Origin of the sequence: Stenotrophomonas sp. SORGH_AS_0321 (assembly GCF_031453215.1) — a bacterium.
Taxonomy (GTDB): Bacteria; Pseudomonadota; Gammaproteobacteria; order Xanthomonadales; family Xanthomonadaceae; genus Stenotrophomonas; species Stenotrophomonas chelatiphaga.
Window position 1 is genome coordinate 3,228,179 of the sequence record NZ_JAVIZG010000001.1, and the last position, 14,346, is coordinate 3,242,524.

At 66.5% G+C, this 14,346-nt stretch carries 13 protein-coding genes; 5 read left to right on the forward strand and 8 right to left on the reverse strand.

Going from position 1 to position 14,346, the window contains the following annotated elements; genetic code table 11:
- The first annotated feature begins 17 nt into the window (after nucleotides 1–17).
- Nucleotides 18–1,220 (forward strand): glycine C-acetyltransferase, encoded by a 1,203-nt coding sequence (gene kbl, locus QE373_RS14520; protein ID WP_309687787.1) that lies wholly within the window; start codon nucleotides 18–20, stop codon nucleotides 1,218–1,220.
- A gap of 83 nt (nucleotides 1,221–1,303) precedes the next feature.
- Here the strand turns inward: kbl and QE373_RS14525 are convergent, their stop codons facing one another.
- The 4 genes from QE373_RS14525 to QE373_RS14540 all read right to left on the reverse strand — a co-directional run bounded on the left by QE373_RS14525 (nucleotide 1,304) and on the right by QE373_RS14540 (nucleotide 4,281).
- Nucleotides 1,304–1,561, reverse strand: coding sequence for a hypothetical protein (locus QE373_RS14525; protein ID WP_309687789.1), 258 nt, complete (start codon nucleotides 1,559–1,561; stop codon nucleotides 1,304–1,306).
- An 84-nt stretch (nucleotides 1,562–1,645) separates the two neighbouring features.
- Complete coding sequence (locus QE373_RS14530) at nucleotides 1,646–2,407, reverse strand: pseudouridine synthase (RefSeq protein ID WP_309687791.1); 762 nt, start codon at nucleotides 2,405–2,407, stop codon at nucleotides 1,646–1,648.
- A 66-nt stretch (nucleotides 2,408–2,473) separates the two neighbouring features.
- The gene (locus QE373_RS14535) at nucleotides 2,474–2,989 is read right to left on the reverse strand and encodes a hypothetical protein (RefSeq protein WP_042615057.1); all 516 of its coding nucleotides are present in this window, start codon (nucleotides 2,987–2,989) and stop codon (nucleotides 2,474–2,476) included.
- A 200-nt stretch (nucleotides 2,990–3,189) separates the two neighbouring features.
- A complete protein-coding gene (locus tag QE373_RS14540; protein WP_309687798.1) occupies nucleotides 3,190–4,281 on the reverse strand; it encodes an OmpA family protein in 1,092 nt (363 codons plus the stop codon).
- 480 nt (nucleotides 4,282–4,761) lie between these two features.
- Between QE373_RS14540 and QE373_RS14545 the strand changes: the two genes are divergently transcribed.
- From QE373_RS14545 to QE373_RS14560, 4 genes are all read left to right on the forward strand, one after another.
- A complete protein-coding gene (locus tag QE373_RS14545) occupies nucleotides 4,762–5,385 on the forward strand; it encodes a hypothetical protein (protein WP_309687801.1) in 624 nt (207 codons plus the stop codon).
- Between the two features lie 105 nt (nucleotides 5,386–5,490).
- Entirely contained in the window at nucleotides 5,491–7,521 is a 2,031-nt protein-coding gene (locus QE373_RS14550) for an NADPH-dependent 2,4-dienoyl-CoA reductase (RefSeq protein ID WP_309687804.1), read from the forward strand.
- A gap of 299 nt (nucleotides 7,522–7,820) precedes the next feature.
- Nucleotides 7,821–8,279: a cell wall hydrolase gene (locus QE373_RS14555; RefSeq protein WP_309687808.1), complete on the forward strand. Its 459-nt coding sequence runs from the start codon at nucleotides 7,821–7,823 to the stop codon at nucleotides 8,277–8,279.
- Nucleotides 8,280–8,367: 88 nt separating this feature from the next.
- Nucleotides 8,368–8,979, forward strand: coding sequence for a glutathione S-transferase N-terminal domain-containing protein (locus tag QE373_RS14560; RefSeq protein ID WP_057507015.1), 612 nt, complete (start codon nucleotides 8,368–8,370; stop codon nucleotides 8,977–8,979).
- A 54-nt stretch (nucleotides 8,980–9,033) separates the two neighbouring features.
- On the opposite strand, the gene QE373_RS14565 is transcribed toward QE373_RS14560, so the two are convergent.
- From QE373_RS14565 to prpE, 4 genes are all read right to left on the reverse strand, one after another.
- The gene (locus QE373_RS14565) at nucleotides 9,034–9,738 is read right to left on the reverse strand and encodes a lytic polysaccharide monooxygenase (RefSeq protein WP_309687812.1); all 705 of its coding nucleotides are present in this window, start codon (nucleotides 9,736–9,738) and stop codon (nucleotides 9,034–9,036) included.
- 107 nt (nucleotides 9,739–9,845) lie between these two features.
- Entirely contained in the window at nucleotides 9,846–10,934 is a 1,089-nt protein-coding gene (locus QE373_RS14570) for a suppressor of fused domain protein (protein ID WP_309687814.1), read from the reverse strand.
- 115 nt (nucleotides 10,935–11,049) lie between these two features.
- The gene (locus QE373_RS14575) at nucleotides 11,050–11,541 is read right to left on the reverse strand and encodes a hypothetical protein (RefSeq protein ID WP_309687817.1); all 492 of its coding nucleotides are present in this window, start codon (nucleotides 11,539–11,541) and stop codon (nucleotides 11,050–11,052) included.
- A 191-nt stretch (nucleotides 11,542–11,732) separates the two neighbouring features.
- Complete coding sequence (prpE, locus tag QE373_RS14580; protein ID WP_309687821.1) at nucleotides 11,733–13,613, reverse strand: propionate--CoA ligase; 1,881 nt, start codon at nucleotides 13,611–13,613, stop codon at nucleotides 11,733–11,735.
- Nucleotides 13,614–14,346 lie beyond the last annotated feature (733 nt).

The window sequence follows — 14,346 nt, forward strand, 5'->3', positions numbered from 1 at the left end:
TGAGCCATGCTGCCGCCATGACCGAATCCTCGCCTGACCTGACCCGCCATTACGCCGAGGAACTGGACGCCATCCGCGCCCAGGGCCTGTTCAAGTCCGAGCGGATCATCACCAGCCCGCAGTCGGCGGAGATCACCCTGGAAGACGGCCGCACGGTGCTGAATTTCTGCGCCAACAACTACTTGGGCCTGGCCGACCATCCGGACCTTATCCAGGCTGCGAAGGATGCGCTGGACAGCCACGGCTTCGGCATGGCGTCGGTGCGCTTCATCTGCGGTACCCAGGACCTGCACAAGCAGCTGGAAGCGCAGATTGCCGGCTTCTTCGGCAAGCAGGACACCATCCTGTATGCGGCCTGCTTCGATGCCAATGGCGGCCTGTTCGAGCCGCTGCTGGGCGAGCAGGATGCGATCATTTCCGACAGCCTCAACCACGCCTCGATCATCGACGGCGTGCGCCTGTGCAAGGCCAAGCGCTTCCGCTACGCCAACTGCGACATGGCCGATCTGGAAGCGCAGCTGCAGGCCGCCGATGCGGCCGGCTGCCGCACCAAGCTGATCACCACCGACGGCGTGTTCTCGATGGACGGCTTCATCGCCCCGCTGGACGAGATCACCGCGCTGGCACAGAAGTACGGCGCGCTGGTGCATATCGACGAATGCCATGCGACCGGCTTCCTGGGCGCCACCGGCCGCGGTTCGGCCGAAGTGAAGGGCGTGCTGGAGAAGATCGACATCATCACCGGCACCCTCGGCAAGGCGATGGGCGGGGCGCTGGGCGGCTTCACCACGGCCAAGGCCGAAGTGATCGAACTGCTGCGCCAGCGTTCGCGCCCGTACCTGTTCTCCAACTCGCTGCCGCCGCACGTGGTGGCCGCCGGCATCAAGGCCTTCGAGATGCTGGCCGCCGCTGACGACCTGCGCGGAACGCTGGTGGCCAACACCACGTATTTCCGCGAAAAAATGGTCGCGGCCGGCTTCGACGTGAAGCCCGGCGTGCACCCGATCAGCCCGGTGATGCTGTACGACGCACCGTTGGCGCAGAAGTTCGCCGAGCGCCTGCTCGAAGAAGGCATCTACGCGATCGGCTTCTTCTTCCCGGTGGTGCCCAAGGGCCAGGCGCGCATCCGCACGCAGATCAGCGCCGCGCACACCCGCGAACACCTGGACCGCGCCATCGACGCCTTCACCCGCATCGGCCGCGAACTCGGGGTGATCTGACAAAAAGGGGACGGAGGGCATTAAGTCGTATCCAGCCGGTACAGGCTGGATACGACTTAATGCCCTCCGTCCCCTTTTTTGGGTCAGCGGCCCTTGGCGACGCGGATGCCGTTGGCTTTCATCCAGGCGTCGAACTCGTCGGCGGACATCTTCTTGTCGCCTTCGCTCATGTTGAAGCGGTAGCTGCCCCGCCCGTCCAGTTCGGGGACGCGTACTTCGATGATGTCCTGCGGCGGCGGTGGCGGGGCCTTGGCCAGTTCTTTCTTGTGGCTGCAGGCGGCCAGGGCCGCCAAGGGCAGCAGCAGGGCCAGGCGCAGCGGAGAGGTCAGGGAACGCAACACGGTGGGATACCTCTTTCAGTAAATGCAAAGCCGGGCCCCCCTTGCGCCCGGAGCGGGACCGACGCCAGGCGTCGGCCGCGGGTCTCAGCCCGGTCCTGCAGCGGCCTCCAGTTGCCGCTGGTCTTCCATCTGCAGCATCCGCCACTGGCCCTTGGGCAGTTCGCCGAGCTGCAGCCCGCCGATGCCGATGCGGACCAGCCGCAGCACCTGCAGGTCGAATGCCGCCAGCAGGCGGCGGATATGGCGATTACGCCCTTCGTCCAGCGTCACTTCCAACCAGCTGGTCTTTTCGCCGGTGCGCAGCAGCGTCACCCCGCGCGCGGCGAGGAACTCGCCTTCATCCTCGATACCGGCGCAGAATGCGGCGAGCATCGGCGCGTCCGGAATGCCATCCACCTGCACGTGGTAGGTCTTGTCCGGGCCGGTCGCCGGATCCATCAGCGCGGCCGCCCACTGCGGGTCATTGCTGAACAGCAGCAGCCCTTCGCTGGCCTTGTCCAAGCGTCCGACCGGCGCCAGCCACGGCAGTCCGGCGCCGTCGAAACAGCGATAGACCGTATCGCGGCCCTGCTCGTCCTGCACCGTGGTGACCAAGCCGCGCGGCTTGTTGAGCATCAGGTAGATCCGCGGCGCGGCATCCAGCGGTTGGCCGTCCACGCGCACCTGCTGGCGGCCGGCCTGGATCGGAAACTCAGCATCGCGGACGATGCGTCCATCCACGCTGACGCGGCCGGCGGCGATCCAGCGCGCGGCTTCAGTGCGCGAACACAGGCCTGCCTTGGACAGCACGCGTGCCAGTCCGTGGCGAACGCCTCCGCCTGGTGCGGGGACCGCGCGCGCGCCCATCGGGCGGGCACGGGCAGAGGGACGGGCAGGTGGGCGCGGTGGCCGCATGTCCTGCCCTGCCCCCACTTACTTCTTGTCAGCCGGCTTGGTCTCGGCGGAGGCTTCCACCGGGGCAACCGGAGCGACCGCGGTGGCCGGTACCGGGCGTGCCTTGACCACGCGCACGCCACGCGCCTTCATCCAGGCGTCGAACTCTTCGGCAGTCATGCGCTTGCCGTTCTGGCTCATGTCGAAGCGCCACGGCGTGTTGTCGAATGCGGTCTGCGGCTTGTAGGCGGCCGGGTCGTTCGGGCTCACCGCCGGTGCGCTCGGCATGGCCTTGGCCACGTTCTGGCAGCCTTCGATACGCAGGCGACGCAGGACGCTGTCCAGCGACTGGGCCTGTTCGTAATTGGTGGTCAATACGCCGGCGGGCATGCCCAGGCGCGAATTGCGGGTGAACAGCTCGCTCGCCACCGGTGCGATCGCGGTGGCCGGCAACGGCAGCGGGGCGCTGCTGGCCGAGACCGAGCAGTCCACGGCAGCGTGGGCGGCGGGAACCAGGGCCAGGGCCAGGACGACGGCCGATGCAGTGCGCAGCATGAGGAGCATCCAGAAAAGTAGGGAGTGGCGCGAGTTTAACAGCGACACAACGGCTTTCAAGATCCTACATTCAATGAATACGCCAACTCATTGGTTTTTTTGTTTTTTTCGGATAAACGGTAGCTCGCCATAGCGCAGAAACAACAAGACCCGGCCGAAGCCGGGTCCTGCTGTGTGTCTTACCGTTGAAACGTCAGAACTTAGTTCTTGACGTTCAGCTCGGTACGACGGTTCTTCGCACGGCCTTCCGGGTTGTCCGAACCATCAGCATTGGTGTTCGGAGCAATCGGGCGGCTCTCGCCGTAACCGACCGGGCCCTGCAGGCGCGAAGCAGCAACGCCGTTGGAGGTCAGGTAGTTGTACACGGCGGTAGCACGACGCTCGGACAGCTTCTGGTTGTACTCGTCGGAACCCTTCGAGTCGGTGTGACCAGCAACTTCAACCTTCAGATCCGGGTAACGGGTCAGGATCTGCGAGGCTTCGCTCAGGATCGCAACTGCGTCAGGACGCAGGTTGGCCTTGTCGAAGTCGAAGTTCACGCCCTTCAGATCGATGGAGACCGGGACCGGGCAACCGTCCGGACCGATGGTCTGGCCAGGCTGCGAATCCGGGCACTTGTCGTCGCAGTTGTTGACGCCGTCACCGTCGTCATCCAGGTCGGCGCAGCTCGGAGCAACCGGAGCCGGAGCCGGCACGGCAGCGACCGGAGCCGGTCCCAGCGGGATCACGACGCCGACCGAAGCCAGCACGTCGCCGAACCAGTCTTCGCTCGGAGCGGCAACGCTCTTGTCGTCGAAGTCAGCGCGGTAGGCCACTTCGGCACGCACGGCAACGCGCTTGTCGAAGGTGGTCTGCAGACCGGCACCGAGCTTGGCGGCGAAGTTGCCGTCCTTGCGCTCACGCGGGCCATTGGCGTCGACAGCAGCGAACTCTTCTTCCGACTTCTGGTAGCCCAGGCCGAACAGCAGGTACGGGTTCCAGCCACGGCCTTCCTGCACGAAGTGGCGACGCAGGTCCAGCGAGGCGCCGTACTGCGACCAGTTCAGGTCCTGGTTGGCGTCGAAGTTCGGGTTCTGATAGTTCAGCTCACCGTCGAGCGACCAGTTCGGGCTGATGAACTTGCCCAGGCCCAGGGTCACGAACGGAGCATCGTTGGTGGTGCGATCGCTGTCCTGGAAGTTGAAACCAGCCGAACCGGTCAGGTACCAGCGGTCGTCAAACTCCTGTGCCGAAGCAGCCTGGGCGAAAGCCAGACCACCCAGCAGCGCGGCGGTAAGGATCTTCTTGTTCATTGAGTACAGCTCCTATATCGGGGGTATGAAACCGGTAGAGGCATGGGCCAGCACTACGACAGCCGATTCAGCACGCCACCGCCGCGAACATTATGCTCAGGGGAGTGAAGGCCATGTTAACAGTCCCGTAACATGTGAAAAACGGGCGCCGGGCCTCCACCGGACCGGCGGTTGCACCCTATACAGGATCATGAAAAACCGCAACAGGCAGGCCTGGCAAGGGTTTTACCGCGCTTCAGTCTCGCACCGCAACATTTTGATTTGGCAGAAAGTCAAGGGTTCATCCGGCAGCCTGCGCCGTGAGGAACTTTATGCATCAGGCAAGTCTGAACGGCTACAACGCGCTGATCACGACGGAGCGTCAGCTGTATCTGCCCGGCTACATGGCGACACTGTGCTGCGTAAATTCCGCATCGCTGTACCTGTTTCTCGACCTTTACACGACCTATCGTGGCACCAGACGCTCCGAGGCCTGGTGCCATGCCCACTTCCCTGCCGCTTCGCCTCATCCAGTTGATTGCCGGCCTTTTCCTGTATGGCTTCGGGATTTCGCTGATGGTGCGGGCCGCCATCGGCGTTGCGCCGTGGGATGTGCTGTCACAGGGCATCGCAGCCCACACGCCGCTGTCCTTCGGACTGGCCACCAATGTCATCGGGGCCGTGGTCCTGCTGCTGTGGTGGCCGCTGCGACAGAAGCCTGGACTGGGCACCGTGCTCAACGTGCTGCTGATCGGTCCGGCTGCGCAGTTCGGGCTGTGGCTGCTGCCTGTGGTGGAAAGCCTGTCGCTGCGGTTGCCGCTGTTTGCGGGCGGACTGCTGCTGATCGCCGTAGCCACCGGCCTGTATATCGGCGCGCGCCTCGGACCTGGCCCGCGCGATGGGCTGATGACCGGGCTGCACGCCCGCACCGGCTGGCCGATCTGGCAGGTGCGCAGCCTGATCGAAGGCAGCGCGTTGCTGGTGGGCTGGCTGCTGGGTGGGAACGTGGGTCCGGGAACGTTGGCCTTTGCCCTGCTGATCGGGCCGCTGTGCGGGATGACGCTGGGCTGGTTCGGCATCGGCAAGCCCCCGCGCGCGGCACCGGCGGTGATTCCACCGGCCTGACCCGCGCCCGGTTGGCGAACGCCGGCTGCTTGCTGCGGCAGCGCGTCTTGCGACGCAGGCCGATTCACGGCACGCTGGGCGCTTCCGTACGCAAGCGTATCCACGATGACGCCAGCCAGCGACAGCGCCTACCCCCACCTGTTCACCCCGCTCGACCTGGGCTTCACCCAGTTGCGCAACCGGATCCTGATGGGCTCCATGCACACCGGGCTGGAAGACCGCGCCCGGGATTTCCCACGCCTGGCCGCCTATTTCGCCGAGCGCGCCGAAGGCGGCGTCGGCTTGATCGTCACCGGCGGCTTCGCGCCCAACGTGGTCGGCTGGCTGAAGCCATTCGGCGGCAAGCTCAGCTGGCCATGGGAAGTGCGCCCGCATCGCCAGCTCACGGCAGCCGCCCACCAGCACGGGGCGAAGATCTGCCTGCAGTTGCTGCATGCCGGTCGCTATGCCTACCACCCGTTATCGGTGGCGCCATCGAAGCTGAAGGCACCGATCAATCCGTTCACCCCGCGCGCCTTGTCCAGCCGCGGCGTGGACCGGCACATCGCCGATTACGCGCGCAGCGCGCGGCTGGCCCGTGATGCCGGCTACGACGGCGTGGAAGTGATGGGCTCGGAGGGCTACCTGATCAATGAATTCGTCGCCCCACGCACCAACACCCGCTCCGACAAGTGGGGTGGCGATGCCGCGCAGCGCATGCGATTCGCAGTGGAAATCGTGCGCCGCATCCGCGAAGCCTGCGGCCCGGACCTCATCATCATCTACCGGCTGTCACTGGTCGACCTGGTCAGCGATGGCAGCAACTGGCAGGAAATCATCGCCCAGGCGCAGGCCATCGAAGCGGCCGGCGCCACCCTGATCAACACGGGCATCGGCTGGCACGAAGCGCGCATTCCGACCATCGCCACCTCGGTGCCACGCGGCGCCTTCGCCGGGGTGACCGCCAAGCTCAAGCCACACGTCAACGTACCGCTGGTGGCCACCAACCGGATCAACATGCCGGACGTGGCCGAACGGATCCTGGCCAGCGGCGGCGCCGACATGGTGTCGCTGGCGCGTCCGCTGCTGGCCGATCCGCAGTGGCCCAACAAAGCACGTGCCGGCCGCCCCGAACGCATCAATACCTGCATTGCCTGCAACCAGGCCTGCCTGGACCACGTGTTCGACAACAAGCTGGCCAGCTGCCTGGTCAATCCGCGCGCCGCGCACGAAACCGAGCTGGTGTATCGACCCACCGCAACGCCGCGGCGCATCGCGGTGGTGGGGGCGGGACCGGCCGGCCTGGCCTGCGCGACCGTCGCCGCCGAGCGCGGCCACCACGTCACCCTGTTCGACGCGCACGACGAGATCGGGGGCCAGTTCAACGTGGCCAAGCGGATCCCGGGCAAGGAAGAGTTCCACGAGACCCTGCGTTACTTCCGCCACAAGCTGGAGGAAACCGGCGTGCAGCTGCGGCTCGGCAGCCGCGTCGGAGCCGCCGCGCTGGCCGGCTTCGACGAGGTGGTGCTGGCCACCGGCATCCTGCCGCGCAAGGTCGATTTTCCCGGTGCCGGGCACGCCAAGGTGGTGGACTACCTGGACGTGCTGCTCGGCCGCGTCACGGTGGGGCCGCGCGCGGCGATCATCGGCGCCGGCGGCATCGGCTTCGATGTCGGCGAATTCCTCAGCCATGCGGGCCCGTCGCCGTCGCTGGACACGGCGAGCTGGATGGCCGAATGGGGCGTGGACCCGAGCTTTGAATCGCGCGGCGCGCTCGCCCGCCCGGTCGTGGTTCCTTCTCCGCGCAAGCTCTGGCTGCTGCAGCGCAGTGCCGGCCGTCCGGGCGCCAGGCTGGGCAAGACCACCGGCTGGATCCACCGCGCCACGCTGAAGGCCAAGGGCGTGACCCAGCTGGGCGGCGTGGAGTACCTGGGCGTGGACGATGCCGGCCTGCATATCCGCGTGGAGGGTGTGGAACAGCTGCTGGATGTCGATCACGTGGTGATCTGCGCGGGTCAGGAATCGAACCGCAGCCTGCGCGACGAGCTCGCTGCTGCCGGCATCGTGGCGCAGCTGATCGGCGGTGCCGATGTCGCCGCGGAACTGGATGCAAAGCGTGCGATCGACCAGGGCAGCCGGGTCGCCGCGGCCCTCTGAGAAACATGAATAGGGGCACTCGGATTCGCTTTCCGACCCTGCCCCGAACCTGAATGTCAACCCGATTGATTCAGGATGCGTTGCGAAATACCCCCTTACCTTGCGCCAACTTTCCCGCTCACCACCCAGTTCCGGTGAGCAGGTGCGGCCCGCCTGATCGATCGTCGATCACTCTTCGTGGCCGCCCACGGGGTGACCCCGATGGTCGCCTCCCCATGACGCCAAGTCGTACCCCCGCCTCTGCCGGCCATGACGCCGACGGAACCGCCAGGTCCGGCCCATACGGAGCAAGGAGTTATATGAAACTGGCCTGGATTCTCTGGCTGTCGCAGTTGTTGCCGCAGCCGGCCGCTGATTCGTTGTGCCTGAGCACGACCGTTTACCTGGAAGCCCGCGACCAGACCGTGCGTGGCCAGCAGGCCGTCGCCGAAGTGGCCCTGCGTCGCCGTGACAGCGGCCTGTGGGGAGACTCGATGTGCCAGGTGGTGACGGCGCGCAAGCAGTTTGCCCCGACCATCGTCGCCCCCGGTACCCAGCTCGCCAATGACGCCGCGTGGCGCGAAGCGATGAGCGTCGCCTTCGATGCCGAACGCAACTGGGCGCTGCCGGTCAGCGAGCGCAAGGAGATCGTGCCCGGTGCCAGCCACTTCGCGGCGCTGTCGATCGCCAGCCCGAGCTGGCGCAATGCCTACCAGGTCGCCACCATCGGCGATCACACCTTCTACAAGGTGCAGAGCCTCAAGCCGCGCCAGTCGTAACGGACTGTTGTGCCAGCGCGTCATTGCCGCGCGCTGCGGGCTCCGCGATAGTGTTGGCCTGATGCCACCTATCCCGCGCGGAGTTCCCATGAAGCTGTACAGCAAGCCCGGTGCCTGTTCCACCGCCGACCACATCGCCCTGCAATGGACCGGCCAGCCGTTCGAGGTTGAACTGCTGGATCGTGAATCCCTGAAGAGCCCGGCGTTCCTGAAGATCAACCCGGTCGGTTCGGTGCCCGCGCTGGTCGATGGCGATTTCGTGCTGACCCAGAACGCGGCGATCATGGGCTATATCGCCGATACCCATCCGCAGGCAGGCCTGGCAGGCGATGGCAGTCCGCGCCAGCGTGCCGAAGCGGCCCGTTGGCTGTCCTTCGTCAATTCCGACGTGCACCCGGCGTTCTCCCCGCTGTTTGCGCCGGGCAAGTTCCTGGCCGATGAAGGGCAGAAGGAAGCACTGGCTGCGGCCGCGCACAAGCGCCTGCGCGGGATCTTCGAACAGGCCGATGCGCAGCTGGCCGACAAGCCATGGCTGGCGGGATTCCGCAGCTTCGCCGATCCCTACTTCTACATCACCCTGCGCTGGGCCGCCGCGGCGAAGGTCGACCTGTCCGGCCTGGAGCATCTTGCCGCGTACAAGAAGCGCATGGACGCCGACGCCGGCGTGCAGGCCGCCTTGCAGGCTGAAGGGCTGGCCTGAGCCCCGGCCTGCCGGACCCGCGCGCGGCAACGCTGCCCCGCGCAGGCCGGCCGCTCAGCGCTGGATATCAATATCGGTGCAGTTGAAAAAGCCCTCGTTGCCGGCATCGTCGCGCTGCCAGTAGTGGTACAGCACGGCGCGGCCGGCCCGGTCCGCAGGGAGGGGCAACTTCACGGTGTATGTCGGATACGGCGTGCCCGGCACGGGTTGCGGCGCATCTTCGTTGTAGATTTCTTCCAGGTCGTCCCAGCGCAGCGCCCGGCTGCCGTCATACGACGGCTTGGACAGGAATACCCTCATCCACGACGGGTTGTGCGCCTGGGTGAGGTCCCACACCAGCTCCAGCCGCCCCTGCGCATCGGGGGTGACCGGCTGGGCCCTCCAGGGCTGGGTGGCCTGGTCCAGGCCGCGCTTGCGCACATCGCCGCCGGCACACAGCAGCCCATCGGGAACGGCCGCCTTGATCTTTTCCAGGGTGTCGCCCATGTCCTGCGGATTCGCTGACAGCTCGTTCCACTGCTGGAACGGCCATGGATCCATCGTCTCCCGGAAAGCCTGTCGGCAGTCCGCACCGGGTATTCCACTGCCGTCGGCGGGCCAGTCGTAACCGCGCTCCTTGAAGCACAGGTATTGCCGGGCGATGGGCGAGGCGAGCGCGCCGTGGGCGTGTGCGTGGCCCGATAACGCCAGCGCGCCGACTACCGCCACAGCCACGACGAGGAGGATCGAAACGGCGCTGCCATCCACTTGACGCTTCATGGGCTGCATTCCTGTCTCAGACGCGACCGGACGATGGCCGCACGGACATTGCACCTTGCCCACCGGGGCGAATCGCCAGGGATACCCCGCGGCACGCTGCGGCAGTTTCAGCCGATGAAGCGCAGGGGTTTTCCTTCGCTGTCGCGAAGACAGGAGCGCCGGATATCGATCGACAGCACATCGGAGATCCGCGTCACGTCGGCCACGGGCCTGAGCGCCAGCCGCAGGCGCTCCCATGCGCCCGGCGAAAGCACGCAGGTGCGCTGCAGGTCATCGCCCTGCATGCGGTCCTGCTCGCCCCGTTCAAACGTCCAGCGCTTGCGCGGGCCGACGATCTCCAGCGGCAGGCCAGCAGCAAGGCGTACCTCCAGCAGCTCCCTCAGGGGCTCGGCCTGCCCTGCCCCGAGCACCAGGGTGGTGCTGCCGGACGCATCGCCGTCCTGCCAGTCCAGCATCTCCACCAGCAGCAGGCCGGTGGCCGCGCCCTGCGCCTGGGAACCTGCAGCGACGCGCGCGGCCAGATCGGCATTGGACAGCGCACAGGCGCGGCCGAGGTCGGTGATCCACAAGGGCATGACCGGTTCCAGCGCCTCCAGCACAGCGCCGGTCGACCCGCGCAGGATCGCGGCATGCTCGTCATCGGTCAGGCCCACTGCCTGCAGGAACTGCAGACGGCCGTTGGGAGTATCGCGCGGTGGCAGCTGCGGGTCTTCGATGAAGGCAAGGTGGCGCAGTGCCGTGGCGTGATCGGCGGCAATCGGTCCGTTGGCGTCCAGGTGATGGCCCGCCTCCAGCACGTTGCCGGTCTGGAACACATAGCGCGCCAGGTTCTGCAGCAGGCTCATCGGCCAGGTCGGCGGGCTGTCCGCCTCGGTGCTGCCGGCTGCAGCAGCCAGCCGGAAGGTCAGTTCGAAGCCGAAGCCGCTGACCTCGGCGTCGTCGCTTTCCTTGTCGAACAGTTCCGACAGCCCGTAGCTGACGTAGTGCCAATGCGGGCGACCCTGTTCACTCCAGTAGACGCTGACCCCATCCAGCGGGTCCTTGCCGCCGAGGGTCCATGGCAGCGCCGTGCCGAAGTGACGTGGCACCTGGCGGGGATGCACTGCGCCCAAGGCCTGGCTGATGGCATCCCAGCCAGGCGTACCGTTATCGTCGGTCATGGTGGTGGCACGCTCGGAAGCGGAAGCAATCTGCACGATGGAACCTGGACGACCCGGGCGCTCACTTTAGCCCAGCTGGCCGCCGACACGCAGGCAAAATGCGTCAGTTCGATTGAACCTTACATGCATCCCGGGCCGATCCATTCACCCGCTAGCTGATCGCTACCGGTTCGAGCTGTTGTCGTGTTTCATCCAGCCACCGCGAGGCCAGCGCGCTGCTGCGGGCCTTGCCGATGGCCGCCACCATGTCCGGCAGCAGCTGCTCCAGCGCCGCCGCATCGGTGCAGCGCTCGATCTTCAACTGCATGAAGTACCCCTTCAGGCCGAGGTGGCGGCGCACCGATGCACTCATCCAGTCGTGGAGGATGCGATACAGCTCCGGGTCCTGGCCGCGACCTTCGGTCAGCGCCGCGGGGCGTGTCGGCGCCGCCGTGCCACCGACCTTCTCGATCAGTCCCTGTGCGGCCAGTTGTTCCAGTGCGTCCGGCGGTGCACGCAGGCCCGGCAGCAGCGCACGCAGCACATCATCATCGCGCTGGCCGTCGACCATCAAAAGAATTGATCGGAGGGCGGCAGGCAAGCGCCGCGCGCGATCATCGATTTCCTGACGGCCAGCGGCCGTCTTGGCATGCAGCAGCGCCATCGGTGTACCCCCTGTCTGGACTCCCAATGCCCTCGGCTGCGGCAGCCACGCCTGATCCCCCAGGCGCGGCGCTGTGTGGCAGCGCGATGACAGGCCGAGCTTAGCGCAGTCGGGCAGCCGGCGGAGCTGCACTGCAACACGCCCTTTGCGCGGGGTCCGGAGCGTTGCCGCCTCCTGTCCCCGCGGACGGTTCAGCGTCCCAGTGCGCGCCGGATCTCATCCAAGGCCGCCGGGTCGTCCAGGGTGGACAGGTCGCCCGGATCGCGCTGCTCTGCCAGGGCCTGCAGCGAGCGCCGCAGCAGCTTGCCGGAGCGGGTCTTGGGCAGTGCGTTGACCACGTGGATGTGCGCCGGCCGCGCTACCGCGCCCAGCGAGGTGGTCACCGCCGCCATCATTTCCGCCACCACCGGGGCCGGATCTTCACCGTTGAGGCCTTGCTTGAGGGTCACGAACACCAGCGGCACCTGCCCCTTGAGTTCGTCCTTGACCCCGATCACGGCCGCCTCGGCCACGCGCGGATGACCGGAGATCGCCTCTTCTATCTCGCGCGTCCCCAGGCGGTGGCCGGCGACGTTGATCACATCGTCGGTGCGTCCCAGGATGAAGGTATAGCCGTCCTCGTCGCGGATCGCCCAGTCCAGCGAGCTGTACAGCAACTCCTTGAAGTGGCTGAAGTAACTCTGCAGGAAACGCGCATCATCATTCCAGACCGTGCTCATGCAGCCCGGCGGCAGCGGCGGGGTCATGACCAGCACGCCCTTCTGCCCCGGCGCGACCTCCCCCCCGGTGTTCTCGTCGATCACCTTCATCCGGTACCCCAGGTTGGGGAACCCGGGCGAGCCGAAGCGCACCGGTTTCATGTCCAGTCCCGGTAGCAGCGTGAGCGCGGGCCAACCGGTTTCGGTCTGCCAGTAGTTGTCGATGATCGGCTTGCCCAGTGCTTCGTTGGCCCAGTGGGCGGTGGGCTCGTCCAGCGGCTCGCCAGCCAGGAAGATGTACTTCAGCGCCTTCAGGTCATGCCGGCGGATGAAGTCGACGTCGTGCTTCTTCAGAACGCGGATCGCGGTCGGCGAGGAGAACAGCGTGCGCACGTTGTACTGCTCGCACAGCGCCCACCAGATGCCCGGATCCGGGTTGGTCGGCAGCCCTTCGTACAGCAGCGACGTACAGCCGCCGATCAGCGGACCATATACGTTGTAGGAGTGCCCCACCGCCCAGCCGACGTCGGAGGTGGAGAACATCACCTGGCCCGGCTGGCAGTCGAACACGGTCTGCATCGACTGGGCCATCGCCACCGCATAGCCACCGACATCGCGCTGCACGCCTTTCGGCTTGCCGGTGGTGCCGGACGTATACAGCAGGTAGCTCGGCTCGCTGGATTCCAGCCACTGCACGGGTACATCGACCTCCCCGATCTCGGCACGCAGGGTGGCGTAGTCCACGTCGCGCCCCGCCTGGCGCGGTTCGGCCGGGTCCAGCCCGCGCGACACGATCAGCACATGCGGGGGCGGATTCTGCGCTTCGGCGCAGGCCGCATCGACCATGCCCTTGTAGGGAATGAGCTTGCCGCCCCGCATGCCGGCATCGGCGGCGATCAGCAGCTTCGGCCGTGCATCGTCGATGCGCAGGGCCAGGTTGTGCGCGGCAAAGCCGCCGAACACCACCGAGTGCACGGCGCCGATGCGGGCGCAGGCAAGCATGGCAAAGACCGCCTCGGCCATGTTCGGCATGTAGATGACCACGCGGTCCCCATGGCCGACGTCCAACCGCTTCAGCACGGCGGCGAAATCGTTCACTTCGCGGTACAGCTGGCGATAGGTGATTTCGCGCGTGGTGCCGGTTTCGGTGGACACCGCGACCAGCGCGAGCTGGTCGGGACGTTCGGCCAGGTGGCGGTCGACGGCGTTGTAGCAGAGGTTGGTTTCGCCCCCGACATACCAGCGCCGGAATGGCGGATTGCTGTAGTCGAGCACCTGCCGTGGCGGCTTGTGCCAGTAGATGCGATTGGCTTCTTCGCCCCAGAATGCCTCCGGCTCGTCGATCGAACGGCGGTAGGTTTCTTCGTAGTCCATGACACAGCCCTCCCAGACAAAGTCATGGGATCGAGCATAGAGCGCAAGCAGCGGTGCGAACGCCCCGACCTTGGTCGTAGGTCAACGTCAACGTCAACGTCAAAAGCCCTGCAGGGGTGTGGGTTGGGCGGGGCGGGGTGGGTTGGCGGGAATCGCCGTGAATACGTCCATGTAGGCTCGCCATCCGCATCCATGCGGATGAGCGTTCCCGCCAACCCACCCCGCCCCACCTTCGACAGGTCCATGGAGGCCCTGGTAGCGCCGACCCATGGTCGGCGGAGGAGGAAAGATGGGGTCAGGGTCCTTTCGCAAAGCGAAAGGACCCTGACCCCTGCCTTTCCTTTTTCTATTACGCGGGTGGCGGCACCCGGAACCTGTCAGGGGCCGGGCAGGGAGGCTATGCGGGGCCTTGAGCGGCAGGAGGCGCGAAGAGCTACACGGACGTACTTGCGCGTGCCCCGCATAGCCTCCCCGCCCGGCCCACCCCCAGCTGCGGCTTCAAACAACAGCCACCCGCGAGGGGGTCCCACCCGTTCGCCGCGCCACCACCAGACGCAAAAAAGAACGCAGGGAAAGATGGGGTCAGAGTCCTTTCGCGCAGCGAAAGGACTCTGACCCCTGCCTTTACTTTTTCTATTCCGCGGATGACGGCACCCGGAACCTGTCAGGGGGCCGGGCGGTGGGGCTGGGCGGGGGCGTTGAGCGCCATGGATGGCGCGAAACGAGGCCCGCA

Excerpts from the sequence above, each read along its gene's own strand:
- kbl (WP_309687787.1), top strand. The coding sequence starts at position 18 with ATGACCGAATCCTCGCCTGACCTGACCCGCCATTACGCCGAGGAACTG.
- QE373_RS14530 (WP_309687791.1), bottom strand. The coding sequence starts at position 2,407 with ATGGGCGCGCGCGCGGTCCCCGCACCAGGCGGAGGCGTTCGCCACGGA.
- QE373_RS14535 (WP_042615057.1), bottom strand. The coding sequence starts at position 2,989 with ATGCTGCGCACTGCATCGGCCGTCGTCCTGGCCCTGGCCCTGGTTCCC.
- QE373_RS14540 (WP_309687798.1), bottom strand. The coding sequence starts at position 4,281 with ATGAACAAGAAGATCCTTACCGCCGCGCTGCTGGGTGGTCTGGCTTTC.
- QE373_RS14545 (WP_309687801.1), top strand. The coding sequence starts at position 4,762 with ATGCCCACTTCCCTGCCGCTTCGCCTCATCCAGTTGATTGCCGGCCTT.
- QE373_RS14550 (WP_309687804.1), top strand. The coding sequence starts at position 5,491 with ATGACGCCAGCCAGCGACAGCGCCTACCCCCACCTGTTCACCCCGCTC.
- QE373_RS14555 (WP_309687808.1), top strand. The coding sequence starts at position 7,821 with ATGAAACTGGCCTGGATTCTCTGGCTGTCGCAGTTGTTGCCGCAGCCG.
- QE373_RS14560 (WP_057507015.1), top strand. The coding sequence starts at position 8,368 with ATGAAGCTGTACAGCAAGCCCGGTGCCTGTTCCACCGCCGACCACATC.
- QE373_RS14565 (WP_309687812.1), bottom strand. The coding sequence starts at position 9,738 with ATGAAGCGTCAAGTGGATGGCAGCGCCGTTTCGATCCTCCTCGTCGTG.
- QE373_RS14575 (WP_309687817.1), bottom strand. The coding sequence starts at position 11,541 with ATGGCGCTGCTGCATGCCAAGACGGCCGCTGGCCGTCAGGAAATCGAT.
- prpE (WP_309687821.1), bottom strand. The coding sequence starts at position 13,613 with ATGGACTACGAAGAAACCTACCGCCGTTCGATCGACGAGCCGGAGGCA.